The following is a 23,500-nucleotide window of genomic DNA, read 5'->3' as shown; positions in this document are numbered from 1 at the left end:
TCTATCAAGAAATTGATAGATGTTTATGAAAACCGATTAAACCGGTTTTTCAGAGTTTTTTTGTTAGTTAAAGCGTCCGTCAGAAATGGTGGACGCTTTTCTTTTGGCACGGATGGCCGAATATTTTTAAAATAAATTCGTGTGTTTCAGTTGCATCTCCACAAAAAAACCTGAATGGGCGTTCAGGTTTTTAATTCAAGATATTATTTCTCCTTAAATGGTAATCATTCCCAAAGTATATAATTGCGAAAGGGTAGGCGTTTCGCTTCCGCCCTCCGGTTCTAAGGTTATTCCGAAAGCTTCTGGAGCGGGGAAGTTTACAAACTTATAGATTCCTTCGCCTGCTTGGTTTTGTGGATCAATCAGGCCAACGCTGGTAGGTGTTAGCGGCTCCATTTTAAGGGACCACACTTGGTACACCTTTCCGCGGGGAGGAGCGGGCAGACCTTTCACATCTATATAAGCTATATTTTCCTTTTTGTTCAAATATACCTTTGCAAAAGCTTCGGGCGCAACAGCTTGATTTCCCGGAAGTGTATATGCCTGGTAATCTTTGGATCTTAAAATTTCAAGGGTTTTGTTATTTTCGGCAAGTTGGTTCTCAATGGTAGATTTTTCTTCCTTTAAAATTGTATTTTCAGTGGTAGTTACTTGCAGTGAATTGTTCAAATCGTTGGTTTGTTTCAGCATCCACATAATTCCGCCCACAAACAAGATGGCAGCGGCCCAGCCCGTAATTGCTGGCCAGTTTAGGGTTCTTACTTTACTGTCTCCCATATCTTTTGCATTTCTAATTGAATTTAAAATATAGGTCCAAGTCATTGCTTGTACCGGAGGGGCTACTGTTTCGGCAAGGTGCAAAAGCGACGCTTCAATAAGTTCAATTTCACGTTTTACTTCGGGATGGGCGGCAATTGCCTCTTCTACTTCAGCAGCTTCATCTGGCGGTAATGCGCCACATACATAAAGCTCTAAATTTCCTGATGCTATTATTTCTTCTGGGGTCATAATTTTTTATCCTAAAACCAGTACCCGCAAATCATTGATGCAGGTCCTGTTTCTTGTTTTTACTGTTCCTATGGGTATTTCCAATGTTTTTGACGCCTCTGCCTGTGTGAATCCCTTAAAATATAAAAGATCAATTATCTTGATGCACGCCGGTTTTAGTGCGGCCACAAACTTTTTTAACCCAATGGCATTGGTCGCCCTGTTTAAACTATCTGAGGATGATAATATATCTACGAAGTTTGTGGTACTTAGGTTTTTTCTAGAGTTCTTAAATGCTTTGGACCGGGTTTCGTCTATGGCGGTATTTCGGGCAATATTCAAAAGCCAGGTAAAAAAGCGACCCTTTTTAACGGAATAGGAAGCGGCATTGTTCCAGACTTTTATGAAAACGTCTTGTAATAATTCCTCTGCGGTGTTTTCATCCAAAACAATGCTGTAAATGATTCCGTAAATAGCCTCGCTATACATAGTGTACAAACGGGAAAAAGCCTTCTCGTCTCCGTTTTGCATGGCTATGATGAGATCGTTGGGTTGTTCCATAGAACTTTTTTTTTGAAAGTAAATGTAATGAAATTATTACTTTGAAATTTAAAGAGTTTTTGAATGTTTCCTAAAATCGCAGATATTAAGAGATATATGTTAAATTTCTCTCTGTAATTTAAGAAAAAGTTGTGAAAAATATTTTTTTTAATAGCTTTACAAAAGCTTAATCTGCTTTAAACTAGTATTAATCCAAACAAATCAAAAATGAAAAAAGTTACCCGGAGTTTCTTCCTGGCAATTATGTTGGTGTTTTCGGGCACTGTGATTGCGCAAAATTTTTCAGGAGTGATCAACAAACAGTTGAATCATTTTCTGGAGCAAAATGAACTATTGCCACAAGATGTTCAGTGGCAAATAACAAGTGAATCTGTTAGCAAAACTAGTGGAATTCAGCATATATATTTCAGGCAATTACTGAATGGAATCGAAATTTATGGAACGGAATCAGGTATCCACACTTTGGCGAACGGAGAAGTAATTTCAAAAGACAACAAATTTATAAAAAGTACAGCTGAAAAGCTTTCGGGCTCAAATCAGCCTGGGCTTACAGCGGCACAGGCAGTCCAAGCGGCGGCCCTGCAATTGGGGTATTCCATCAACGGGTCCCTGTCTGTCTTGGAAGGTGCCAGTGGTGTTGCCAGAGAAACCCTGCTCAGCGATGGCGGAATTTCTTTGAGCCCAATTCCTGCAAAATTGATGTATGCACAAACGGAAACAGACCAATTGGTTTTGTGTTGGGATATTTCAATTGAAGGAAAAACAGACTGGTGGAGCCTAAGGGTAAATGCCACAACTGGCGAAATCGTCAACAAAGCAAACTGGATGGTTAGCTGTGCAATTCATCACGATCACAGCAACGATGTGAAGACGATGGATTTCAATGCAAACTTATATGATATTCCAAATTATGATGAAATTATCGCCAATAAACCTGCGGCGTGTACAGAGTGTTACGAAGTATTTGCGCTTCCACTTGAAAGCCCATATTATGGAGCGCGAACCATTGAGGTTCAACCAGCAGATCCAACGGCCTCGCCCTTTGGGTGGCATGACACGAATGGTGCTGCTGGAGCAGAATATACCGTTACCCGCGGAAACAATGTAAATGCCTATGAAGATGGCAACAACCCGGGCTACCAACCAGATGCGGGAGCAAATTTGGAATTTACCGGTTATCCTTTCAGTCAGATTTACACCAATGCAAATCAATATGAAGATGCTGCGATAACCAATCTTTTCTATATGAACAATATTTTTCACGACATTATGTATCAATATGGTTTTGATGAAGTGAGTGGAAACTTTCAGCAAAATAACTATGGAAATGGAGGTTTAGGAAACGATTACGTAAATGCGGAAGCACAAGATGGTTCAGGAACGTGTAATGCAAACTTTGGTACTCCTCCTGACGGAAGCAATCCTAGAATGCAAATGTATATCTGTAATGATAAAGATGGTGATTTTGACAATTTGGTTATCATGCACGAATATGGCCATGGTATATCTAACCGTTTAACAGGTGGCCCAGCTGCATCTAGCTGTTTGCAAAACCAAGAGCAAATGGGTGAAGGATGGAGTGACTTTTTTGGAGTATTATTGACCATTGAATCTGGTGATGTAGGCACAGATGCCCGTGCCGTTGGTACCTATCTTTTTGGCCAGGGCCAAGGAGGCGGAGGTATTCGTGATTATCCATACAGTACAGATATGAGTGTGAACCCACAGACATATGATTTTATTAAAACTGCTGCTGTTCCGCATGGCGTTGGTTCCGTTTGGGCCGAAATGCTTTGGGAAGTAACCTGGGCGTTGATAGACGAACACGGTTTCGATCCAAACCCTTACAATTTTACTGGAGACGTTAACCTAGACGCAGGAAACATTCAAGCTTTGGCTTTGGTTACTGAAGGAATGAAACTTCAACCTTGTAGCCCCGGTTTTGTGGATGGTCGTGATGCGATTTTTGCTGCAGACCAAGCTCTTTATGGCGGTGCAAACGAATGTTTGCTTTGGGATGCTTTTGCAAAAAGAGGTTTGGGCTTTAGCGCAAGTCAAGGTTCTTCAAACAGTAGAAGTGACGGAACGCAAGCTTTTGATACTCCTTCACAAACAGCTGCCCTGTCTGTGCTGGAAGAAGTTTGTGCTACTTCTGGTGTACAGACCGGTTTATCGGGTGGAACACCAAGCGGTGGTACTTATAGTGGGCCGGGAGTTACCGATGATGGTAACGGATCTACTTTCACATTTGATCCTGCTGTTGCAGGCGTAGGTGTTCATACTATTACTTATGACGTGCCAGCTGGCCCCTGTTCAGTAGCATCCTCTGCCACCGATACCATTGAGGTTTTGGCAGTGCCTGCAGGGCCAACAACTACGGGAGTAACTGGTTTCTGTCTTGGAGACCCAGTAACCGTGACGGCTACGCTGAACGACCCTAACAACGTAATAAGATGGTTTGATGCCCCAACGGACGGCAACTTCCTCTTTGAAGGTACATCCTATACTTTTACACCCACAGGGACCACTAATGTGTATGCTCAGGAAAGTGCGCCTGGACCATTGTCGCAATTGGTCGTTTCTGAGATTAATCTGGAAACCCCAGATAGGTTAGAGATTCAAAACGTAGGAGTGGCAACAGATTATACAGGATATAAAGTTGCGGTTAGTGATACTCCTTATTCTGACATCAATTCTGTAAACTCAATAGTGAAAACCCTCGGAAATATGGGCGCCAATACGGTGGTTGATTGGAATGATGACGGTGGCTCAGGATATTGGGGCAATAATTTGTTCTGGGATAACGCTGGCACTGGATGGATATTGATTATTGATCCAAGTGGAAACGTGGTTGATTCCGTATTCTGGAATTTTAGCGCTGGTGAAATCGCCGGTTTTAACGTTACAATCTCAGGATTCAATATTACCGCTGCCGACCTTGATTGGACAGGCACAGGAGCTTCCCTGGTTGCAGATTGTGGCTCTACTTCCTTTAGAAGAGTTGGTGATACAAATTCTGCTGCAGACTGGTCCGGAATCTGTGAGCCTTCCGATTTTGGAACGCCAAACAGCGATATCAATTTAGGAACCGCTGGTTGCCCGGGCGAGCGAACCCTTACAGAAGTTATTGTTGAAACAGAAAATCCTGTGATTACCTGCCCAGCAGATGTTATGGTTTCGATACCTAATGGAGAACAATATACATTGCCAGATTACACCGGCGATGCAACTGCAACGGACAACTGCAACCCAGCCCCCGTTATAACGCAAGATCCTGTTGCCGGAACGATGGTTGGAGAAGGTGTTACGGTTATGACAATGACTGCAACGGATGCCGCAGGCAATGAAGACACGTGTACTTTTACCGTTACTGTTGATTATTTGGTCGGTATAGGCGAAAATGAATTTGCCAATAACCTGCTTCTTTATCCAAACCCGACAACTGGCGAGATTACGTTGAAGAACAATACCTCGGCACAATTGGGCAACCTAATCATTACGGACGTGAAAGGTAGAATTATTAAAAATATAGATCTTTCCGAAGCTGGCGTTGAAACCAATATCTCGTTGGATAACCTTGCAACGGGAATGTATTTTGTGAAAATAAATGCCGAAGACACAAGTGTTGTAAAACGCATCGTGAAGCTATAATAGGTTAAATTTTCCATTTTTTAAACCCGCGTCAATTTTTTTGGCGTGGGTTTTTTTAACCCCTCCATTTCAATAACTTTGGCAGATGAAAAAAATCCTATTTTTTGCAGGCAGTAACAGCAGCAAATCCATCAACCATAAACTCGTAAGTTTTGCAGCGTCTCAAATTGCTGCACATAAGGTTGAAATTATCAAACTTACAAATTATGATTTGCCACTATTCGGCGAAGATATTGAACGTGAAAAAGGGTATCCCGTAGCCCTAAAAATGCTCCATGACAAGATAAGAGAAGCCGATGCCCTCGTTATTTCCGTAAACGAGCACAATCGAATGGTTTCAGCGTATTTCAAAAACACATTGGATTGGCTTTCAAGACTGGATTACGGTTTTCTGAAAGAAAAGAAAATATTGTTGATGAGCACTTCAGATGGAAAGCGAGGCGCTGCTTCGGCCCTGGAATATGCAAAATATGTGCTTCCCCGCTTTGGTGGCATCATAGTTGAAAGTTTTAGCTTTCCTTCCTTTTCGGAGAATTTTTCTGAAGAGACCCAATCAATTTCCAACGAAGTTTTGCTCCTCGGCTTTACGGATGTCATCCAAAATTTTGTGCATCAAATTGAACAATAATGCGCACCGTAAAGAAATATCCTTTTTCTTTAACTGAAGATTCCAAAAACCGCTTGCTCCAATGGTCACAGCAGTTTCAGGAAGTGGTATGGCTGGACAGCAATAACTATTCGCAAGCCCATGAAAGCTATCAGGCAATTCTTGCCGTTGATGCGTTTACGGCGTTAAAAACAGACTCCCACAATGCTTTTGATAAACTGAAGGAATACCAAGCCAGTACCGCAGATTGGATTTTTGGGTATCTTTCCTACGATCTTAAAAATGATGTGGAAAAGCTTCACTCCAACAATTTTGATGGTTTGAACTTTCCCGACCTTTATTTTTTTCAACCCAAAAAACTGTTTCTTTTTTCTGAAAATAATGTTGAGGTGCTTTATTTGAATATGGTTGCCGATGAAATGGAGGAAGATTTAAAAACCATTTCCGAGATTGTCGCACAGCCCGTAGCATCCGAAATCCCAAAAACTATAAATATACGTATTCGAACCTCAAAAGACAGTTATTTTCAGAAGGTGGGCGAGGTGCTTGGGCACATAAAACGCGGGGATATATATGAAGTTAACATCTGTCAGGAATTTTATTCCGAAGATGCTGAAATCAATCCAATGGAAGCGTTTATGCAACTTAATAAAATTTCAAGACCGCCGTTTTCGGTTTTTCTGAAGCTGGACGATATTTTCGCACTTTCAGCATCGCCCGAGCGCTATTTAAAAAGAACGGGAACCACCGTCGTTTCCCAACCTATAAAAGGAACGGCAAAGCGTCTAAAAAATAAAGAGGAAGATTTAATAATGGCGCAGCAGTTGGCCAATGACCCCAAAGAGCGCAGCGAAAATATAATGATTGCAGATTTGGTGCGCAACGACCTTTCCCGGATTGCCGAAAAGGGAAGTGTTTCCGTGGAGGAACTGTGCACCATTTATACTTTTGAACAAGTGCACCAGATGATTTCCACGGTCGCCTGTAGCGTGGCGGAACATACCTCCAGCGTTGAGATTTTAAGAAATACCTTCCCAATGGGCAGTATGACGGGGGCGCCAAAAATTTCGGCGATGCAAATTATAGAAGAAATAGAAGATGCCAAACGCGGGCTATATAGCGGAGCTATCGGCTATTTTTCCCCTTCGGCAGATTTTGATTTTAATGTTGTTATCAGAAGTATTCTCTATAATTCTTCAAAAGAATATGTAAGTTTTTCCGTTGGAAGTGCAATTACAATAAACTCCATCCCCGAAAAGGAATACGAAGAATGTTTGTTGAAAGCAAAGGCTATGCGGGAAGTTCTGAACAATTCTTTATGAGCCCGGAAACGTATAAATCTCTTTTATTAGCGTTTAAACTTATATAGTCCATTTATTAGTGTTTAAGCTAATAAAACATATTTATTAGTGTTTAAGCTAATAAATTTATATATTTGAATAAATTTTTAAGGAATGAATTATTCGGTTATCTCTGGCGATATTGTTTCGTCAACAGGTTTGCATACCCAGGACCGCAAATTTGTTGAGGAAAATCTAAATACCCTGCTCCATAGTCTGAAGGAGGAATTCAACGTATATGGCCGCATCATAAAAGGCGACTATTTGGAATGTGTGGTTCCGAAGGCCTCGGAAGGACTGCAAGTGGCATTGGCCATAAAAAGTTTTGTGAAGGCAATTCCCATTAAAATGAAGGATTATAAAAGCGAGGACAATAGGATAAAACAGTTCAAAACCCACGGAATAAGGCTCGCAATAGGATATGGCGAACTAAGCCGCTACAAACCCGAAGAAGGGGTGATAGACGGCGAGGCCATTTACCTTTCGGGCCGTGAAATAAGTGGCGAAACAACCTACAACAAAGAACGCATCGTTATAAAAAACACCTTGTTTTTCGCATCAAAAAATGAAACTTTAAATAAAAATTTCCAACCTTTATTGGCGCTATTGGATGTTTTGCTCAGCAAGGCAACTTCCAGACAATGCGAAGTTTTGTACTTAAAATTGATGAACAACCAAGAAGATGAAATAGCCAAACGCCTTGGCATTGGGCAGTCTGCCGTCAACCAACATTCCACCAGCGTGGGCTGGAATGCCATTGAAGAAGCGGTAAATTATTTTAAATTGATAATTTCAAACTAAAACTATGGGATTAAAAGAATTGCTGCTGCTCCAATTTATTGCGCACCTGTGTTTGGATTACTTTTTTCAGACCGGGAAACTGGCTAAGCAAAAAAATACGATCGGTTTTAAGAGCCCTTTTTTGTATTGGCACGGACTTGCGTGTTTTGTACTGTCATGGCTTTTTTCATTGCAGCTTGGTTTTGTGATGGCTGCCGCAATTATTGCCATAACGCACTTTTTGACCGATGGATTTAAACGCCATCTTATTAACAGCAAACTTTTTGGCAGGTACGCGTTTTTTATCGATCAAGCCATTCATTTAGTAATAATGGCCATAGTTGTCGTTTTATTTGATAAATGGCACGGAATAAATCCTTCCCTAGAAATTTCTATCAATTTTAAATATTTACTGATAATCACTGGCTATTTGGTATGCCTAAAACCTGCAAATATTTTTATAAAGGAAGTATTCCTGGCTACGGAAATACAAGTGTCCAGCGACAACGAAATGCCCAACGCCGGAAAGGTGATCGGCGTTTTGGAGCGCATTTTAACCCTCACGTTCATCATAGTTTCACAATATTCAGCGGTCGGTTTTTTGATTGCCGCAAAATCCATTCTCCGCTATGGAAATAACGAAACCTTAAAGACGGAATATGTGCTTATCGGTACGATGCTAAGCTTCGGAATAGCCGTTATTGCAGGGATAGTCATAAATTTTTTCTAAATTTTCAATTTGCTTACAAGATTCAAAAAAAATATAGAAACCAATTTTCCTTTTTTATTGGGAAAAAAATTGCTCATTGCCTGCAGTGGAGGGTTGGACAGTACAGTTTTGACATATTTATTGAAACAATCAAATTATGAAATCGCTTTGGCGCACTGCAATTTTTCGCTCCGCGGAAAGGAAAGCGACGGAGATGAAATGTTTGTGATCGGCTTGGCAAAAAACTTGCAAATACCGGTTTTTGCCGAAACTTTTGACACAAAAAAATTTGCCAAAGAACACGGAATCTCAACCCAAATGGCGGCGCGCGACCTGCGCTATAATTGGTTTGCAGAGATTTTAAACGATTTTAAATACGACTATTTATTGACCGCCCACCAATTAGACGACGATTTGGAAACGTTTTTCATCAACCTTTCCCGCGGTACGGGTTTAAACGGACTCACTGGAATTCCGAAAGAAAACAACAAAATTGTCAGACCACTTTTAAGTTTTTCACGGGAAGAAATCTTGAAATTTGCCGAAGAAAACCATTTGAAATGGCGCGAGGACAGCAGCAACAAAAAGACCGATTACCTTCGGAATAAGTTGCGTTTGGAAGTTTTGCCAAAATTTAAGGAATCAAACGAATCGCTTTTGAAAAATTTTCGGAAAACCCAACAAAACCTGCAAGCTTCGCAAAACTTGATTGAGGATTATATGGCGTTGGTTTACAAGCTTGCAGTCTCAAAAAATGACGATTCCTATAAAATCAACATTCAAAAATTGAAGGAATTGCCGCATACCGAAGCATTGCTTTATGAATTGCTGAACGGTTTTGGGTTTACCGAATGGGAAGACGTTTCAAATTTACTGGACGCGCAGACAGGCAAACAAGTTTTTTCAAAAACGCACCGACTTTTGAAAAACCGCGAGGAACTGTTGCTTACCGAAATTGATTCCGAAAACTTAGATGAAGAATCTTTGGTTTCCGAAGCAGGAATCACTTCACCTATTACTTTAAAAATAGCACCTTCAAAATACATTGGCGAAACCGAGAAAAATTTGATTTACGTTGCTTCTGAAAAATTAAATTTCCCTTTAAGACTTAGAAAATGGAGAAGCGGCGATACGTTTCAACCTTTTGGGATGAAGGGGAAGAAGAAGCTGAGCAAATTTTTTAAGGATGAAAAAATCCCTTTGAATGAAAAGGAAAAAATCTGGCTGCTTTTGAGCGGTGGAAAGATAGTTTGGGTAATCGGCCACCGAATGGACGACCGTTTCAAAGTAGCCGAAAACACAAAGAAAATATTAAAAATAACTTATTTGAAAGATTAGAAAAATATGAAATCATTAAAGATACTCTGCGTTTTATTGTTTGTCGGTTTTGTCGCCTTTGCCCAGGAAGAAAATTATGTAAAGGAAAACTACAACAAAACCGAAACCACAATCACCATGCGCGATGGCGTGAAACTTTTCATCGTGATCTATTCGCCGAAGGACACTTCAAAAAAGTACCCCATTCTCTTTCAACGAACACCGTATAGCTGTGCACCTTACGGCGAATCGGAATTTCGCTCAAAAATTTCCCCAAATGAATTTTTAATGAAGGAAGGAAACATCGTGGTCTATCAAGATGTGCGCGGCCGCTGGATGAGCGAGGGGGTTTACGACAATATGCGGGCGTACATTCCAAACAAAACGGGGCAACAGATTGACGAAGCCAGCGACACCTACGACAGCATAGATTGGTTGGTAAAAAACGTTGCAAACAACAATGGCAATGTTGGGGTTTGGGGCATTAGTTACCCCGGATTTTACGCAACCTATTCGTTGCTCGATTCGCATCCGGCACTGAAAGCCGTTTCGCCACAGGCAGCCATTGGCGATTTCTTTTTTGACGATTTTCACCACAACGGGGCTTATATGTTGAGTTATTGGAACATTACGCCGCTTTTTGGCCACGAAAAAACCCAGCCAACGGATAAGCCTTGGTACAGTTTTGCAGACTTGGGCACGAAGGACCAATATCAGTTTTTCTTGGATGCAGGGCCGTTAGGCAATCTCGATAGATACTTTAAAGCAGACAATGTTTTTTGGGAACAATTGAAGGAGCATCCCAATTATGACGAATTTTGGAAATCGCGCGGCATTGTCCAACACCTAAAAAATATAAAGCCTGCCGTAATGTTTGTGGGCGGCCTTTTTGATGCCGAGGATTTATACGGTCCCTTCAACAGTTATCAGGCCGTGGAAAAGAACAGTTCCAATTATAACACGATTGTTTTTGGCCCTTGGAGCCACGGCGATTGGGCGCGTACTACGGAACGACAGGCCATTGGCAATATATATTTTGGCGATAATATTTCACGGGATTATCAGCGCGATGTTGAAACGAAATTCTTCAACCATTTTTTGAAAAATGAAGGAAACGGAGACGAAGGCCTGCCCGAGGCCTATATGTTTGAAACAGGGACCAATCAATGGAAGTCCTACGAGCAGTGGCCTCCAAAAAATACCGAAAAGAAAACCTATTATCTGCAGCGCAACCAGCGGTTGAACGAAAAAGCTGAAAAAAGCATCACTTTTGAAGAATTCATCAGCGATCCAAAAAAACCGGTTCCGTATTCCGAAGACATTAAAATGGTTTTTACCCCGCGTAAATATATGACGGACGATCAGCGCTTTGCCGCCCGCAGACCGGATGTGCTGGTTTTTGAAACCCCAGTGTTGACCGAAGCCATAACAATGGCAGGCCCAATACTCGCAAAACTGAATGTTTCCACAACGGGAACGGATGCAGATTGGGTTGTGAAAGTGATTGACGTTTTTCCTCCCGATGCCGAAGATTTTCCCGAAACACAGGAATATTTAAAAATGGGCAATTATTTTATGATGGTCCGTAGCGAGGTAATGCGCGGGCGTTTCAGAAATAGTTTCAGCAATCCCGAGCCTTTTATTCCAAATGAAAAAACTGCCGTGAATATCAAACTTCAGGATATAAACCATACTTTTAAGAAGGGCCATAAAATCCAAATTCAAGTGCAGAGCACGTGGTTTCCGTTGATTGATTTAAATCCGCAGACCTTCGTTCCGAATATTTTTGAAGCAAAACAGGAAGATTTTAAAAAGCAGACCCACAAGGTTTACAATGATTCTGCAATAGAATTTACCGTTTTGAAGGAGTGATGAAAGTATTATAAAAACAAGCATCCCGGCCATTGGCCGGGATGCTTTAACAAACCTAACTTAGTAAACTTTAAAGTGCACCAAGAATATTTTCTATCCCCACAAAAAATATTGCTTTGTGCATTATCCACTAATTCTATGATTCAAATATAAGGCGGGAAATCGTTCTATGCTATACGTACTTACACGTATTTTTTTCTGATTAAAATCATTTTGAAATAGAAACATTAATAGTAACTTTCAAAATATGAAAAAGCCAACCAAAATAGGTGTTTTAACAAGTGGCGGGGATGCTCCCGGAATGAACGCTGCAATCCGTGCGGTAGTTAGGTCCTGTGCGTATCACAATTTGAAATGTATTGGAATTTATCGGGGTCTGCAAGGTTTGATTGAAGGAGATTTCCAAGAGTTGAATGCGCGTTCCGTAAAAAATATAATCAATCGTGGCGGTACATTTCTGAAATCGGCCCGTTCAAAGGAATTTAAGACTGTTGAAGGTAGAAAAAAAGCGCTCGAAAATCTTAAAAAGGAAAACATTGACGCCCTAATTGTTATTGGCGGCGACGGTACTTTTGCGGGCGCTTCGGTGTTTATAAAGGAATTCAATTTCCCCATTGTTGGCCTTCCGGGAACCATTGACAATGATATTAATGGCACGGATTATACCATAGGTTACGACACGGCTTTGAATACGGTTGTGGAAGCGATTGATAAAATTCGCGACACGGCAAACTCGCACAACCGCCTTTTTTTGGTAGAAGTAATGGGCCGCGATGCGGGCGATATTGCGTTGAATGCGGGTATTGGGGCAGGAGCGGAGGAAATTTTGATCCCCGAACAGAATATGGGCCGCGAACGTTTACTTGAATCGTTGAGCCGAAGTAAAAAATCGGGGAAAACCTCAAGTATCGTGGTGGTTTCCGAAGGCGACCAAGTAGGAAAGAATATTTTTGGGCTCGCCCAGTATATTGAAGAAAATCTGAAGGAATACGAAGTTAGGGTTACCGTTTTGGGCCACATTCAGCGCGGCGGTGCACCCAGTTGTTATGACCGCGTGCTCGCCAGCCGTTTGGGCGTGGGCGCGGTCGATGCACTTTTAAACGGCGAAACCAATGTTATGATCGGGATTGTCCACAATAAAGTAACTTCAGTCCCTTTTTCCGAAGCCATAAAGGGCAGCAATGAAATTGACAAAGAATTGATTCGTGTGGCAGATATTATTTCAATCTGACGGATGTTCGATGACGGATGCCGGGAGCAGAGTTTGGGAACGGCGATACTCCAATTAACAATTAACGATTAACAATTAACAAATAACGATTAACCAATAAACATGATAAAAATAGGAATCAACGGCTTTGGCCGAATAGGCCGAATAGCCTTTAGAATTGCATCCCAAAGAAACGATATAGAAATAGTTGCTGTGAATGATTTGCTGGAAGTAGATCACTTAGCCTATTTATTGCAATATGATTCCGTGCACGGAAAATATCCCGGAAAAGTAGAAGTGAAGGATGGAAATTTAATCGTTGACGGAAAAAAAATAAGGGTCACCGCCGAAAAAAATCCCGAAAATTTAAAATGGGACGAAGTGGGTGCCGAAATTATTATTGACTGCACCGGAATTTTCAAGGAAGTTGATACCGCTTCGGCACACTTAAAGGCGGGCGCCAAAAAAGTAATCATTTCCGCTCCTTCAAAAACGGCTCCTATGTTTGTGATGGGCGTGAACCATACAAAAATTAAGCCTTCCGATACAATAATTTCAAACGCTTCCTGCACCACAAATTGCCTTGCGCCAATGGCAAAAATAATCAACGACGAATACGGAATTATTGAAGCGTTGATGACCACGGTCCATTCCGTAACGGCTTCGCAGTCCACGGTTGACCAGCCTTCAAAGAAAAACTATCGGTTGGGAAGAAGCGCATTGAGCAATATAATCCCAACAACCACGGGTGCCGCCGTTGCCGTAACCAAAGTAATTCCAGAGTTGAAGGGCAAGCTGACGGGAATGGCTTTCCGCGTGCCAACCACAGATGTTTCCGTGGTAGATTTAACGGTTCGCACTGAAAAACCCGCCACCTACGAAGCAATAAAGGCACTCTTCAAAAAAGCTTCGGAAACCAATTATAAAGGAATCGTAAACTACACCGAAGCCGAAGTGGTTTCACAGGATTTCGTTTCGGATCCATACATTTGCACCTTTGATGCCAATGCCGGCATTGCGCTTAACGATAATTTCTTTAAGTTAGTGGCTTGGTACGATAACGAATACGGCTACTCCGCAAAACTGGTTGATTTGGCCGCTCACGTTGCAACGCTATAATTTATGACCCTAATAACCGACGGCGGTTCTACAAAATGTGATTGGGTATTGCTGGACAATGCTGGCCATGTGGTCTTTAAAACAGCTACTTCCGGGTTGAACCCTACCGTGGTTCCCAAAGAGGAATTGTTGCTTCGCATCGCTTCAAACGAAACTTTAAAAAACGTCTTCAATAGTGTTGAGATTCTGGATTTTTATGGTGCAGGTTGTGGCACTGCAACACCGCGAAGTATTTTAAAGAAAGTTTTGGAAGAACTTTTTCCAAATGCAAAAGTTAACGTTTCCGAAGATATGTCTGCAGCTGTTTTTGCCGCCACTACCAAACCGGGAATTGTGTGCATTTTGGGTACGGGCAGCAACAGTTGCTATTTTGATGGCACCCAGATTCACTCCTCAATTCCCTCTCTAGGTTTTATTTTGATGGATGAGGCCAGTGGAAATTACTTCGGAAAAAGATTGATCCGCGATTATTATTACAAGAGAATGCCGAAAGAAATTGCTTCAGAATTTGAAAAACGTTTCAATTTGGAAGCCGATGAAATAAAGATGAATCTTTATAAAAAGCCAAATCCAAACGCATATTTGGCGTCATTTGCGCAATTCATATTTACACAGCCTGCCCGCCAACCTAATTTTGAAAAATTTGAAAGTGGCGGGAAAGAAATAAACCCATATTTTTACGCGCTGATAAAGGAAGGCATTTCAAACTTTATTGAGTGTCGCATTCTTTGTTATGAAAAGGCGCACGAAGTGCCAGTCCATTTTATTGGCTCCATCGCACATTTTTCGGAAGAAATTATAAAGGAATGCTTTGCGGCACACAACCTTAAACTTGGAAACATCGTGCAACGGCCCATTGATGGATTGATCGATTATTATAAAGAGAAAATTCCAAATAACAAATAACAAATCCCAACGCTAAAATCATAAATCTAAAATCGTAAATCGTCAATCAAAATGTCCTTACCCAAAATAAATCCCACAAAAACCGAAGCTTGGAAAGCACTTGAAGCCCATTTTCAAGAAATGAAAGGGCTGCAGATGCAGGATGTTTTTTCAAAAAATCCCAGTCGTGCAGACCGTTTTAAGATTGAATGGCAGGATTTTTATTTGGATTGTTCAAAGAACAGAATTACCGACGAAACGCTTTCACTTTTAATAAACCTCGCGGAAGAAGTAAAGTTGAAGGAAGCCATAAACCAACAATTTTCTGGAGAAAAGATAAACGAGACCGAAAATAGGGCAGTGCTTCACACCGCGCTTCGCAATTTTGAAAATATGAAGTTGGAAGTGGCAGCCACACTTCAAAAAATGAAGCATTTTTCCGAAGAAATAATTAACGGTTCGCACAAAGGTTTTACGGGAAAAGCGGTTACTGACGTCGTAAACATCGGCATTGGCGGCAGCCATTTGGGCTCGGAAATGGTTACCGAAGCACTCCAGTTTTACCGAAATAATTTACGGACCCATTTTATCGCAAACATTGACGGCGATGATGTAGCTGAAAAGCTTAAAAATTTAAATCCCGAGACAACCCTTTTTATTATCGTTTCCAAAAGTTTCACAACCCAGGAAACCATTGCGAATGCTTCGGTTGTAAGAGATTGGTTTTTAAAAAATGCTTCGGAAGCGGATATTGAAAAACATTTTGTAGCCGTTTCTGCTAACGTTAAAGGCGCAAAGGATTTCGGCATTTCCGAAGAAAACATTTTCCCGATGCAGGATTGGGTGGGCGGTAGGTTTTCACTTTGGAGCTCCGTGGGTCTTTCCATCTGTTGCGCCATAGGTTTCAAAAATTTTGAAGCACTGCTGAAAGGTGCTTTTGAAATGGACAATCATTTCAAAAAAGAAGATTTCGATAAAAATATTCCAGTTTTACTTGCCTTGTTTTCAGTTTGGTACAATAATTTTTTTAAAGCGGAAAGTGAGGCGGTTGTTGCATATTCGCAATATCTGCAAAAATTGGTTCCGTACCTGCAACAAGCCGTGATGGAAAGCAACGGCAAAAGCGTGGACCGAAACGGTAAAAAAATAAACTATCAAACTGGGACGATTGTCTGGGGAAATGTGGGCAGCAATTCGCAACACGCCTTTTTTCAATTGTTGCATCAGGGTACAAAACTGATCCCGACGGATTTTATAGGTTTTAGTGAACCATTGCACGGCAATAGTTACAATCACAATATTTTAATGGCCAATTTCTTCGCCCAAACCGAGGCCCTTTGGGAGGGAACGTTCGCTAAAAAAGTTGAAAATCCATTTAAAAATTTCGAGGGCAATAAACCAACCAATTCAATTTTGATAAAAAAATTGACCCCAAAAAACCTCGGAAGCCTCATTGCCCTTTACGAGCATAAACTCTTTGTACAAGGCATTATTTGGAACATTTTCAGCTACGACCAGTGGGGCGTGGAATTGGGAAAAACGGTTGCAAATGATACTTTGAATGCTATTGAAGAAAATAATCCTTCCCTTGTAAAGAATTCATCCACGGAAAAACTTTTGACCCAATTTTTAAAAAAATTGCAATAAACTGTAAACCACAAACCCTACACTACAAACATTTTTAGTATCTTTCAGTTGTAAACTCCCCGTTTATACATACTGAGTTATGCTTACAAAAGTTTATGGTAGCGCCGTTTTTGGCGTGGAAGCAACTACTATTACTGTAGAGGTAAATGTTGACAACGGAATAGGTTATCATTTAGTTGGCCTGCCAGACAATGCCATCCGCGAAAGCAACTTCCGGATTGCCGCCGCCCTTCAAAACAACGGTTATAAAATTCCTGGGAAAAAATTGATCCTCAATATGTCGCCCGCCGATCTTCGGAAGGAGGGCTCTGCGTACGATCTTACCTTAGCGATGGGAATCCTCGTTGCCACGGAACAGATTATAGCCCAAAACCCGCTTTCGGAATATATCATCATGGGCGAACTTTCTTTGGATGGAAATCTGCAGCCTATCCGCGGTGCTTTGCCAATCGCCCTAAAAGCGAAAGAAGAAGGTTTTAAAGGATTTATCCTTCCGAAACAGAACGCAAAAGAAGCAGCAATTGTAGAAGGCATCGAAGTTTATGGAATTGAGAATATAAAGGAAGTAATCGATTTTTTTAACGAAAACATTCCCCTCGAAAAAACCGAGGTGGATATGGAAGCTGAATTCTACGACCATCTTGAACATCCCGAACACGATTTTGCAGATGTAAAGGGACAGGAATCCATAAAACGCTGTATGGAAATTGCTGCAGCCGGGGGCCACAACATTATTTTGATCGGTCCGCCCGGCTCGGGAAAAACAATGCTCGCCAAACGTTTGCCAAGTATTTTACCGCCAATGACCTTGCAGGAAAGTCTTGAAACCACAAAAATCCACAGCGTTGCCGGACGCACGATGGAAAGGGGTGGTATTATGACCTCGCGACCTTTCCGAAGCCCGCATCATACTATAAGCGACGTTGCCCTCGTCGGCGGTGGGCAATATCCGCAGCCGGGCGAGATAAGTTTGGCGCACAACGGCGTTCTGTTTTTGGACGAGTTGCCTGAGTTTAAACGCGGCGTTCTCGAAGTAATGCGACAACCTTTGGAAGACCGCGATGTAACCATTTCACGGGCAAAATTCACTGTAACCTATCCGTCCAGTTTTATGCTCGTTGCAAGTATGAACCCAAGTCCCGGTGGTTATTTTAACGATCCCGATGCGCCGGTAATGTCTTCGCCAGCGGAAATGCAACGGTATTTGAGCAAGATATCCGGCCCGCTTTTGGACAGGATTGATATTCATATAGAAGTTACGCCCGTTCCGTTTGAAAAATTGAGCGAGGAACGCCGTGGCGAATCCAGTATTGTAATTCGTGAGCGGGTTACCAATGCCCGAAAGATACAGGCCAAGCGCTTTTCGGAATTTGAGAATATACATTACAATGCCCAAATGGGCGTGAAACAAATCCGTCAATTCTGCAAGCTGGACGAAGCTTCCTTGCAACTTTTAAAAACCGCGATGGAACGGTTGAATCTTTCCGCCCGCGCGTATGACCGTATTTTAAAGGTAGCACGCACCATCGCCGATTTGGAAGGTTCCGAAGAAATTAATGGCAACCATATTTCTGAGGCCATTCAATATAGGAGTTTGGATCGGGATGGGTGGTTTGGGTAATACTTCAAACGCAGTAACTTCAATTTCGTTTTAACTTTTTTTTAAGACGAAAAGTCACTTCCCATTGTATCTTTAAAACTTTCCTAAAAAATCAATTCATTATGTTTAAAACTTCCCTTAAAATGAGCTTCGTGGCTTTGGCTACCGTTGCTCTCTTTGCCATTTCCTGTAAAAATGAAAAAGCTACTTTAGATGATGAAAGCGCAAAACTCTCCGTTCCATTTGAAAAATATGAACTTGAAAACGGGCTCGATGTAATCCTTCACCAAGACAAAAGCGACCCTATTGTTTCACTCGCCATTCAGTACGGTGTAGGTTCCAATCGTGAAAAAACCGGGCGAACCGGTTTCGCCCATTTGTTTGAGCACATGCTTTTTCAGGAATCTGAAAACGTGCCGCAAGATCAATTCTTCAAAACCATCCAAGATGCCGGAGGAACGCTGAATGGCGGAACTTGGAAAGACGGAACAATTTATTATGAAGTTGTTCCCAAAAACGCAATGGAAACCGTAATGTGGCTGGAAAGCGACCGTATGGGCTTTTTAATAAACACAGTAACCGAAGCTGCTTTTTACAACCAACAGGAAGTAGTTCAAAATGAAAAACGCCAGCGCGTGGACAACAACCCTTATGGCCACACCAGTTGGGTAATTGACAAAGCACTTTATCCCGAAGGGCATCCGTACAACTGGCAGGTAATTGGCGAATTGGAAGATCTTCAAAATGCGACCGTGGAAGATGTAAAGGAATTTTATGATCGCTTTTACGGTCCAAACAATGCCACTTTGGTTTTGGCAGGCGATTTTGACACGGCAGAGGCCAAAAAAATGATTGAAAAATACTTTGGGGAAATAAAGCGCCGCCAAGAAGTGGAGCCGCTAAAGCCACAGCCTGTTACACTTTCGGAAACCAAAAGGCTTTATCACGAAGATAATTTTGCCACCGCACCGCAACTCAATATGGTTTGGCCAACCGTGCAACAATACACTGAAGATGCTTATGCGTTAGATTTTCTTGGAGAAATCCTTTCCCAAGGAAAAAAGGCGGCCTTATATAAAGTTTTGGTAAAAGAGAAAGATTTAACTTCAAGAACGACGGCCTATAACAATTCAAGTGAATTGGCTGGCGATTTTCAAATTTCAATCACCGCGAATAACGGTGTGGATCTGGATTCTATTGAAAGTGGAATTAAGGAAGCTTTTGTACTTTTTGAAAAAGAAGGCGTAACCGATCGCGATATTGAAAGAATCAAGGCAGGCCTAGAAACCCAGTTTTATAATGGAATTAGCAGCGTTTTGGGAAAATCGTTTCAGCTGGCCAGATATAATGTTTTTGCAGGCGACCCCGGTTTTATTACCCAAGATATCGAAAACATCAAAAAAGTTACGAAGGAAGACGTCATGCGGGTTTACAACAAATACATAAAAGATAAACCGTACGTTATGACGAGTTTTGTTCCTAAAGGACAGCTTAACCTGATTGCGGAGAATTCTGAAAAGGCAAATGTGGTTGAGGAAGAAATTAAAGAGAACGTAACCAAAAAAGTGGAGGAAGCGACTACCGAAATTGTAAAAACCCCTTCCAACTTTGACCGTTCAAAACCGCCTGTACAGGGTCCTGCGCCAGAACTCAACGTTCCTGAAATGTGGACCGCGAGCTTGCAAAACGGGATAAAAGTTTCGGGAATTGAACAAAATGAAATCCCCACCGTAAACTTCAGTTTGGTGATTGAAGGCGGCCACTTGCTGGACGATATGAAAAAGAACGGCGTTGCAAACCTGATGAGCGATATAATGATGGAAGGCACGGCCAACAAAACCCCGGAAGAGTTGGAAGAAGCCATTGACCTTTTGGGCGCGAGCATCAATATGTACACAACAGATGAATCTATCGTGATACGCGGAAACACCTTGACGCGTAATTTCGACAAAACGATGGATCTGGTAACCGAAATCCTTTTGGAACCGCGTTGGGATGAAGAGGAATTGGGTCGTATCAAAACGAAAACCATCAACCAAATTGAGCGTTCGGATGCCAATCCAAATGCAGTAGCCAATCGAGTTTATAACAAAGTGCTTTATGGCAATGATCATATTTTCAGCTATCCAACCGAGGGAACTGTGGAATCTGTAAAAGCCATCACGATGGACGATTTAAAGGAATATTACAACAAAAACTTTTCACCTTCAATAAGCACCTTCCAAGTTGTTGGGAAAATTGGAAAAGATGCGGTTTTAAAGGATTTGAAAGCTTTGGAGGAGCGTTGGCCCGCAAAAGAAGTAACCATTCCCGAATATCCAATTGCAAACAATAGGGATAAGGCTTCACTTTACTTTGTGGATATGCCCAACGCCAAACAATCGGTAATCAATATCGGCTACATTGCCCTGCCACGAACCGATGCCGATTTCTATCCAGCGGAAGTGATGAATTATAAATTGGGTGGTTCCTTCTCCGGTAATGTAAATTTAATTCTGCGCGAGGAAAAAGGATATACCTATGGCGCCCGGACCAATTTTAGCGGTAGTAAAATCCCCGGAACTTTCACTGCGTCTTCAAGTGTTAGGACGAATACCACGGGCGAATCCGTTCAAATTTTTAAGGATGAGATTTCAAAATACAAAGATGGCATTTCGCCCGAAGACCTTGAGTTTACGAAAAATGCCCTCATAAAATCGAACGCGCGCCGTTTTGAAACCCAAGGCTCGCTATTGGGAATGTTGCAGGAAATCAATAAATACAGTCTTCCTGCGAATTATATTGAAAAGGAAGAAGCAACCATCAAAAATATGACTTTGGAACAGCACAAGGAATTGGCCAATAAATATTTGGACGCTTCCAAAATGGCCTATTTGGTGGTTGGCGATGCCGCTACCCAATTTGAGCAATTTAAGAATATGGGCTTTGACGAAGTGAAGCTTCTCGACAAAAATGGAGAGGAAGTGGAGCTTGAGGATGTGAAAATGTAAAAGTTCCATTGGTAATATTTAACCACGAATGCACGAATAATTAAAACCTACAAGGTTTTGCAAACCTTGCAGGTATTCGTTCATTCGTGGTTTTTTTATTTCAGTATCTTTATCCAAATTCTAAAGTTTTATGAAAAAATTCTATCTGCTTTTTTTCTCCGTAATCCTTCTTTTTGCCTGTAAAGACCAGAAAGAAGATAGCTCAAAAATTTCTAAAAAGGAAGAAATGTCCATCCAGAAATTCCCAGAACCAACCTTTACTTTGGCTGAAGCCAATAAACTGATCGAGCTTCCCCTACATTGCGTTGGCACCGAATATCCCTATAAGCCGGGCGAAACTTTGGAAAGTGAAAAGGATTTGGTTGAACCGATCGCTGTCCATCCCATATTTTATGGCTGCTTTGACTGGCACAGTGCCGTCCACGGCTATTGGTCTATGGTTACATTGCTGAAACAATTCCCGGAAATGGACAAAGCCGAGGAAGTTAGAAAATTGCTGAAAGAAAAAATCACTGCCGAAAACGTTGCGACCGAGCTTGCCTTTTTTGAAAAACCCATCAATAAATCCTTTGAAAGAACCTACGGCTGGGCTTGGCTGTTGAAACTTTCCGAAGAACTCCACAATTGGGACGACCCAATGGCGAAGGATTTGGAACAAAACCTGAAACCATTGGCAGACTTTATCGTGCTTCGCTACAAAGAATTTCTTCCCAAACTGAATTATCCAATCCGGGTGGGCGAGCACACCAACACGGCCTTTGGATTGACTTTCGCTTATGATTATGCAGAAGCTGTTGGCGATATTGAACTAAAAGCGTCAATTGAAAAGCGCGCCCGTGATTTTTATATAAACGATGAAAACTGTCCAATTACTTGGGAACCCAGCGGCTATGATTTTCTTTCGCCTTGTCTCGAAGAAGTTGATATTATGCGGCGTGTGCTTTCTTCGGAGGAATTTATAAGTTGGATAGATACATTTTTGCCACAACTTGCAGATGAAAATTATCATTTAAAAGTAGGGGAGGTAAGCGACCGTACCGATGGCAAATTAGTGCATTTGGACGGGTTGAATTTCAGCAGGGCTTGGGTTTTTTATGGTTTGGCGAAGCAATATCCAAAATACAAACACCTTGAAAATCTGGCGAACGAACACGTGGCCTATTCCTATCCAAACTTGGTGGGCGATAGTTATGAGGGCGGCCACTGGTTGGGCAGTTTCGCCATTTATGCTTTGAATATATTGCACGGAGGATAGGTTCTAAATTAGAACAGTCTTCTACGTTACATACAATTTACGGACAACCTTTTTTGGAAGAATATAATCAAATGTTGCGTCAACGTTCTTTAAAACAGTATTTTACGGTAAGCGGTAAGGGGTTTTTTACTTTTTTTGCATGTAAGTAAAGCTCTTACAGTTTCACAGGAAAAACCCTTTTTTAGAAAGGGATTTTCCCTGTTTATTGCGCTTAAAAAATGCTTATTTGATTGTTTTTGTTACATTCGTTGCATATATAACCAATAAAACAATTTCAATTATGTCAAAACCATCAAATTGTATTACCGTGGCCGAAGCAAGGCAATTACAGGATAACTGGGTAGCAACACGGGCTGTGGATATTGAGCGGGCCATGGGGTCTGCGGATACGCGCGAGTTTTTATTCAGTGTAGCTGAGCTTCAACAGTTTTTGGATTATATAAAAGCCGGTTCGGGTTTGGGTGCCCAACCCGGCGTTCGCATTTATTTTGCAGCTTATGATAGCGCTACTAATGATAAGGCAACCGTATTTTTAGCACCTACCAATGGGGTTACCTTAGGCTCTCCAAATAATTATAATTTAGAACCTTTAAACCGAAGTATTACCGGTTTTCCGCCAACAAATTATTAATAGGTGATAGCTGGTTTTTTCTCAAACTTTTTAGAAATCGTTGCCTTCCTAATTGGCATATTTTATTATCGAAATAATAAATCTAAACCTACTTTCTATCTGGTTTGGTTTTTGGGTATTACGGTTTTTTCCGAACTTTTTAGTTGGTATGCCTATTTCGTGAATACGGGTTTTTTGCAATTTTTGAAGGGAACTTCCTTCGAAAGCAATTATTGGTGGGGTAATATTTATTCCATTATTAGTTATTTGTTTTACATCAACTATTTTAAGTGGTACTTGTCTGCCAAAAAATCTATTGTCATCCTTAATCGTGTTTCGGTTGTGTTTTTGGCAGTAAGT

The 23,500-nt window shown here is 41.4% G+C and carries 17 protein-coding genes; 15 read left to right on the top strand and 2 right to left on the bottom strand.

What is annotated here, in order from left to right:
• Nucleotides 1-213: 213 nt before the first annotated feature.
• Both POV26_RS09350 and POV26_RS09345 read right to left on the bottom strand, forming a co-directional pair.
• On the bottom strand, nucleotides 214-1,008 hold the full coding sequence (locus tag POV26_RS09350; RefSeq protein ID WP_272856215.1) for an anti-sigma factor: 795 nt from the start codon (nucleotides 1,006-1,008) through the stop codon (nucleotides 214-216).
• 6 nt (nucleotides 1,009-1,014) lie between these two features.
• Nucleotides 1,015-1,548, bottom strand: a complete 534-nt coding sequence (locus tag POV26_RS09345; RefSeq protein ID WP_272856214.1) for an RNA polymerase sigma factor — start codon at nucleotides 1,546-1,548, stop codon at nucleotides 1,015-1,017.
• 207 nt (nucleotides 1,549-1,755) lie between these two features.
• On the opposite strand from POV26_RS09345, the gene POV26_RS09340 reads away from it, so the two are divergent.
• The 15 genes from POV26_RS09340 (at nucleotide 1,756) to POV26_RS09270 (ending at nucleotide 23,161) form a co-directional block, all read left to right on the top strand.
• Nucleotides 1,756-5,199 carry a M36 family metallopeptidase gene (locus POV26_RS09340; RefSeq protein ID WP_272856213.1) on the top strand — a complete coding sequence of 1,148 codons (3,444 nt, stop codon included), beginning with the start codon at nucleotides 1,756-1,758 and terminating at the stop codon, nucleotides 5,197-5,199.
• Nucleotides 5,200-5,284: 85 nt separating this feature from the next.
• On the top strand, nucleotides 5,285-5,827 hold the full coding sequence (locus POV26_RS09335; RefSeq protein ID WP_272856212.1) for an NADPH-dependent FMN reductase: 543 nt from the start codon (nucleotides 5,285-5,287) through the stop codon (nucleotides 5,825-5,827).
• Nucleotides 5,827-7,128, top strand: a complete 1,302-nt coding sequence (locus tag POV26_RS09330) for an anthranilate synthase component I family protein (protein WP_272856211.1) — start codon at nucleotides 5,827-5,829, stop codon at nucleotides 7,126-7,128. The genes POV26_RS09335 and POV26_RS09330 overlap by 1 nt, the downstream gene beginning before the upstream one ends.
• 132 nt (nucleotides 7,129-7,260) lie before the next feature.
• A complete protein-coding gene (locus POV26_RS09325; protein WP_272856210.1) occupies nucleotides 7,261-7,947 on the top strand; it encodes a helix-turn-helix transcriptional regulator in 687 nt (228 codons plus the stop codon).
• A 4-nt stretch (nucleotides 7,948-7,951) separates the two neighbouring features.
• Nucleotides 7,952-8,656, top strand: a complete 705-nt coding sequence (locus tag POV26_RS09320; RefSeq protein WP_272856209.1) for a DUF3307 domain-containing protein — start codon at nucleotides 7,952-7,954, stop codon at nucleotides 8,654-8,656.
• Between the two features lie 9 nt (nucleotides 8,657-8,665).
• Entirely contained in the window at nucleotides 8,666-9,973 is a 1,308-nt protein-coding gene (gene tilS, locus POV26_RS09315) for a tRNA lysidine(34) synthetase TilS (protein ID WP_272856208.1), read from the top strand.
• Nucleotides 9,974-9,979: 6 nt separating this feature from the next.
• Nucleotides 9,980-11,824: a CocE/NonD family hydrolase gene (locus POV26_RS09310; RefSeq protein ID WP_272856207.1), complete on the top strand. Its 1,845-nt coding sequence runs from the start codon at nucleotides 9,980-9,982 to the stop codon at nucleotides 11,822-11,824.
• A 247-nt stretch (nucleotides 11,825-12,071) separates the two neighbouring features.
• On the top strand, nucleotides 12,072-13,055 hold the full coding sequence (gene pfkA, locus POV26_RS09305; RefSeq protein ID WP_272856206.1) for a 6-phosphofructokinase: 984 nt from the start codon (nucleotides 12,072-12,074) through the stop codon (nucleotides 13,053-13,055).
• A 102-nt stretch (nucleotides 13,056-13,157) separates the two neighbouring features.
• The gene (gap, locus tag POV26_RS09300; protein ID WP_272856205.1) at nucleotides 13,158-14,153 is read left to right on the top strand and encodes a type I glyceraldehyde-3-phosphate dehydrogenase; all 996 of its coding nucleotides are present in this window, start codon (nucleotides 13,158-13,160) and stop codon (nucleotides 14,151-14,153) included.
• A 3-nt stretch (nucleotides 14,154-14,156) separates the two neighbouring features.
• Nucleotides 14,157-15,059 carry an N-acetylglucosamine kinase gene (locus POV26_RS09295; protein ID WP_272856204.1) on the top strand — a complete coding sequence of 301 codons (903 nt, stop codon included), beginning with the start codon at nucleotides 14,157-14,159 and terminating at the stop codon, nucleotides 15,057-15,059.
• 51 nt (nucleotides 15,060-15,110) lie between these two features.
• Nucleotides 15,111-16,685 (top strand): glucose-6-phosphate isomerase, encoded by a 1,575-nt coding sequence (gene pgi, locus POV26_RS09290; RefSeq protein ID WP_272856203.1) that lies wholly within the window; start codon nucleotides 15,111-15,113, stop codon nucleotides 16,683-16,685.
• 79 nt (nucleotides 16,686-16,764) lie between these two features.
• Nucleotides 16,765-18,306, top strand: a complete 1,542-nt coding sequence (locus POV26_RS09285) for a YifB family Mg chelatase-like AAA ATPase (RefSeq protein ID WP_272856202.1) — start codon at nucleotides 16,765-16,767, stop codon at nucleotides 18,304-18,306.
• A 101-nt stretch (nucleotides 18,307-18,407) separates the two neighbouring features.
• Entirely contained in the window at nucleotides 18,408-21,275 is a 2,868-nt protein-coding gene (locus POV26_RS09280; protein WP_272856201.1) for a M16 family metallopeptidase, read from the top strand.
• Nucleotides 21,276-21,405: 130 nt separating this feature from the next.
• Nucleotides 21,406-22,530 (top strand): DUF2891 domain-containing protein, encoded by a 1,125-nt coding sequence (locus tag POV26_RS09275; protein ID WP_272856200.1) that lies wholly within the window; start codon nucleotides 21,406-21,408, stop codon nucleotides 22,528-22,530.
• A gap of 280 nt (nucleotides 22,531-22,810) precedes the next feature.
• Nucleotides 22,811-23,161 carry a hypothetical protein gene (locus POV26_RS09270; protein WP_272856199.1) on the top strand — a complete coding sequence of 117 codons (351 nt, stop codon included), beginning with the start codon at nucleotides 22,811-22,813 and terminating at the stop codon, nucleotides 23,159-23,161.
• The last annotated feature ends 339 nt before the right edge of the window (nucleotides 23,162-23,500 follow it).

The sequence above is a fragment of the Aequorivita todarodis genome (assembly GCF_028561335.1).
Taxonomy (GTDB): Bacteria; Bacteroidota; Bacteroidia; order Flavobacteriales; family Flavobacteriaceae; genus Aequorivita; species Aequorivita todarodis.
Note: the sequence above shows the minus strand (reverse complement) of the source record. Positions and strands in the feature narration are given on the sequence as shown.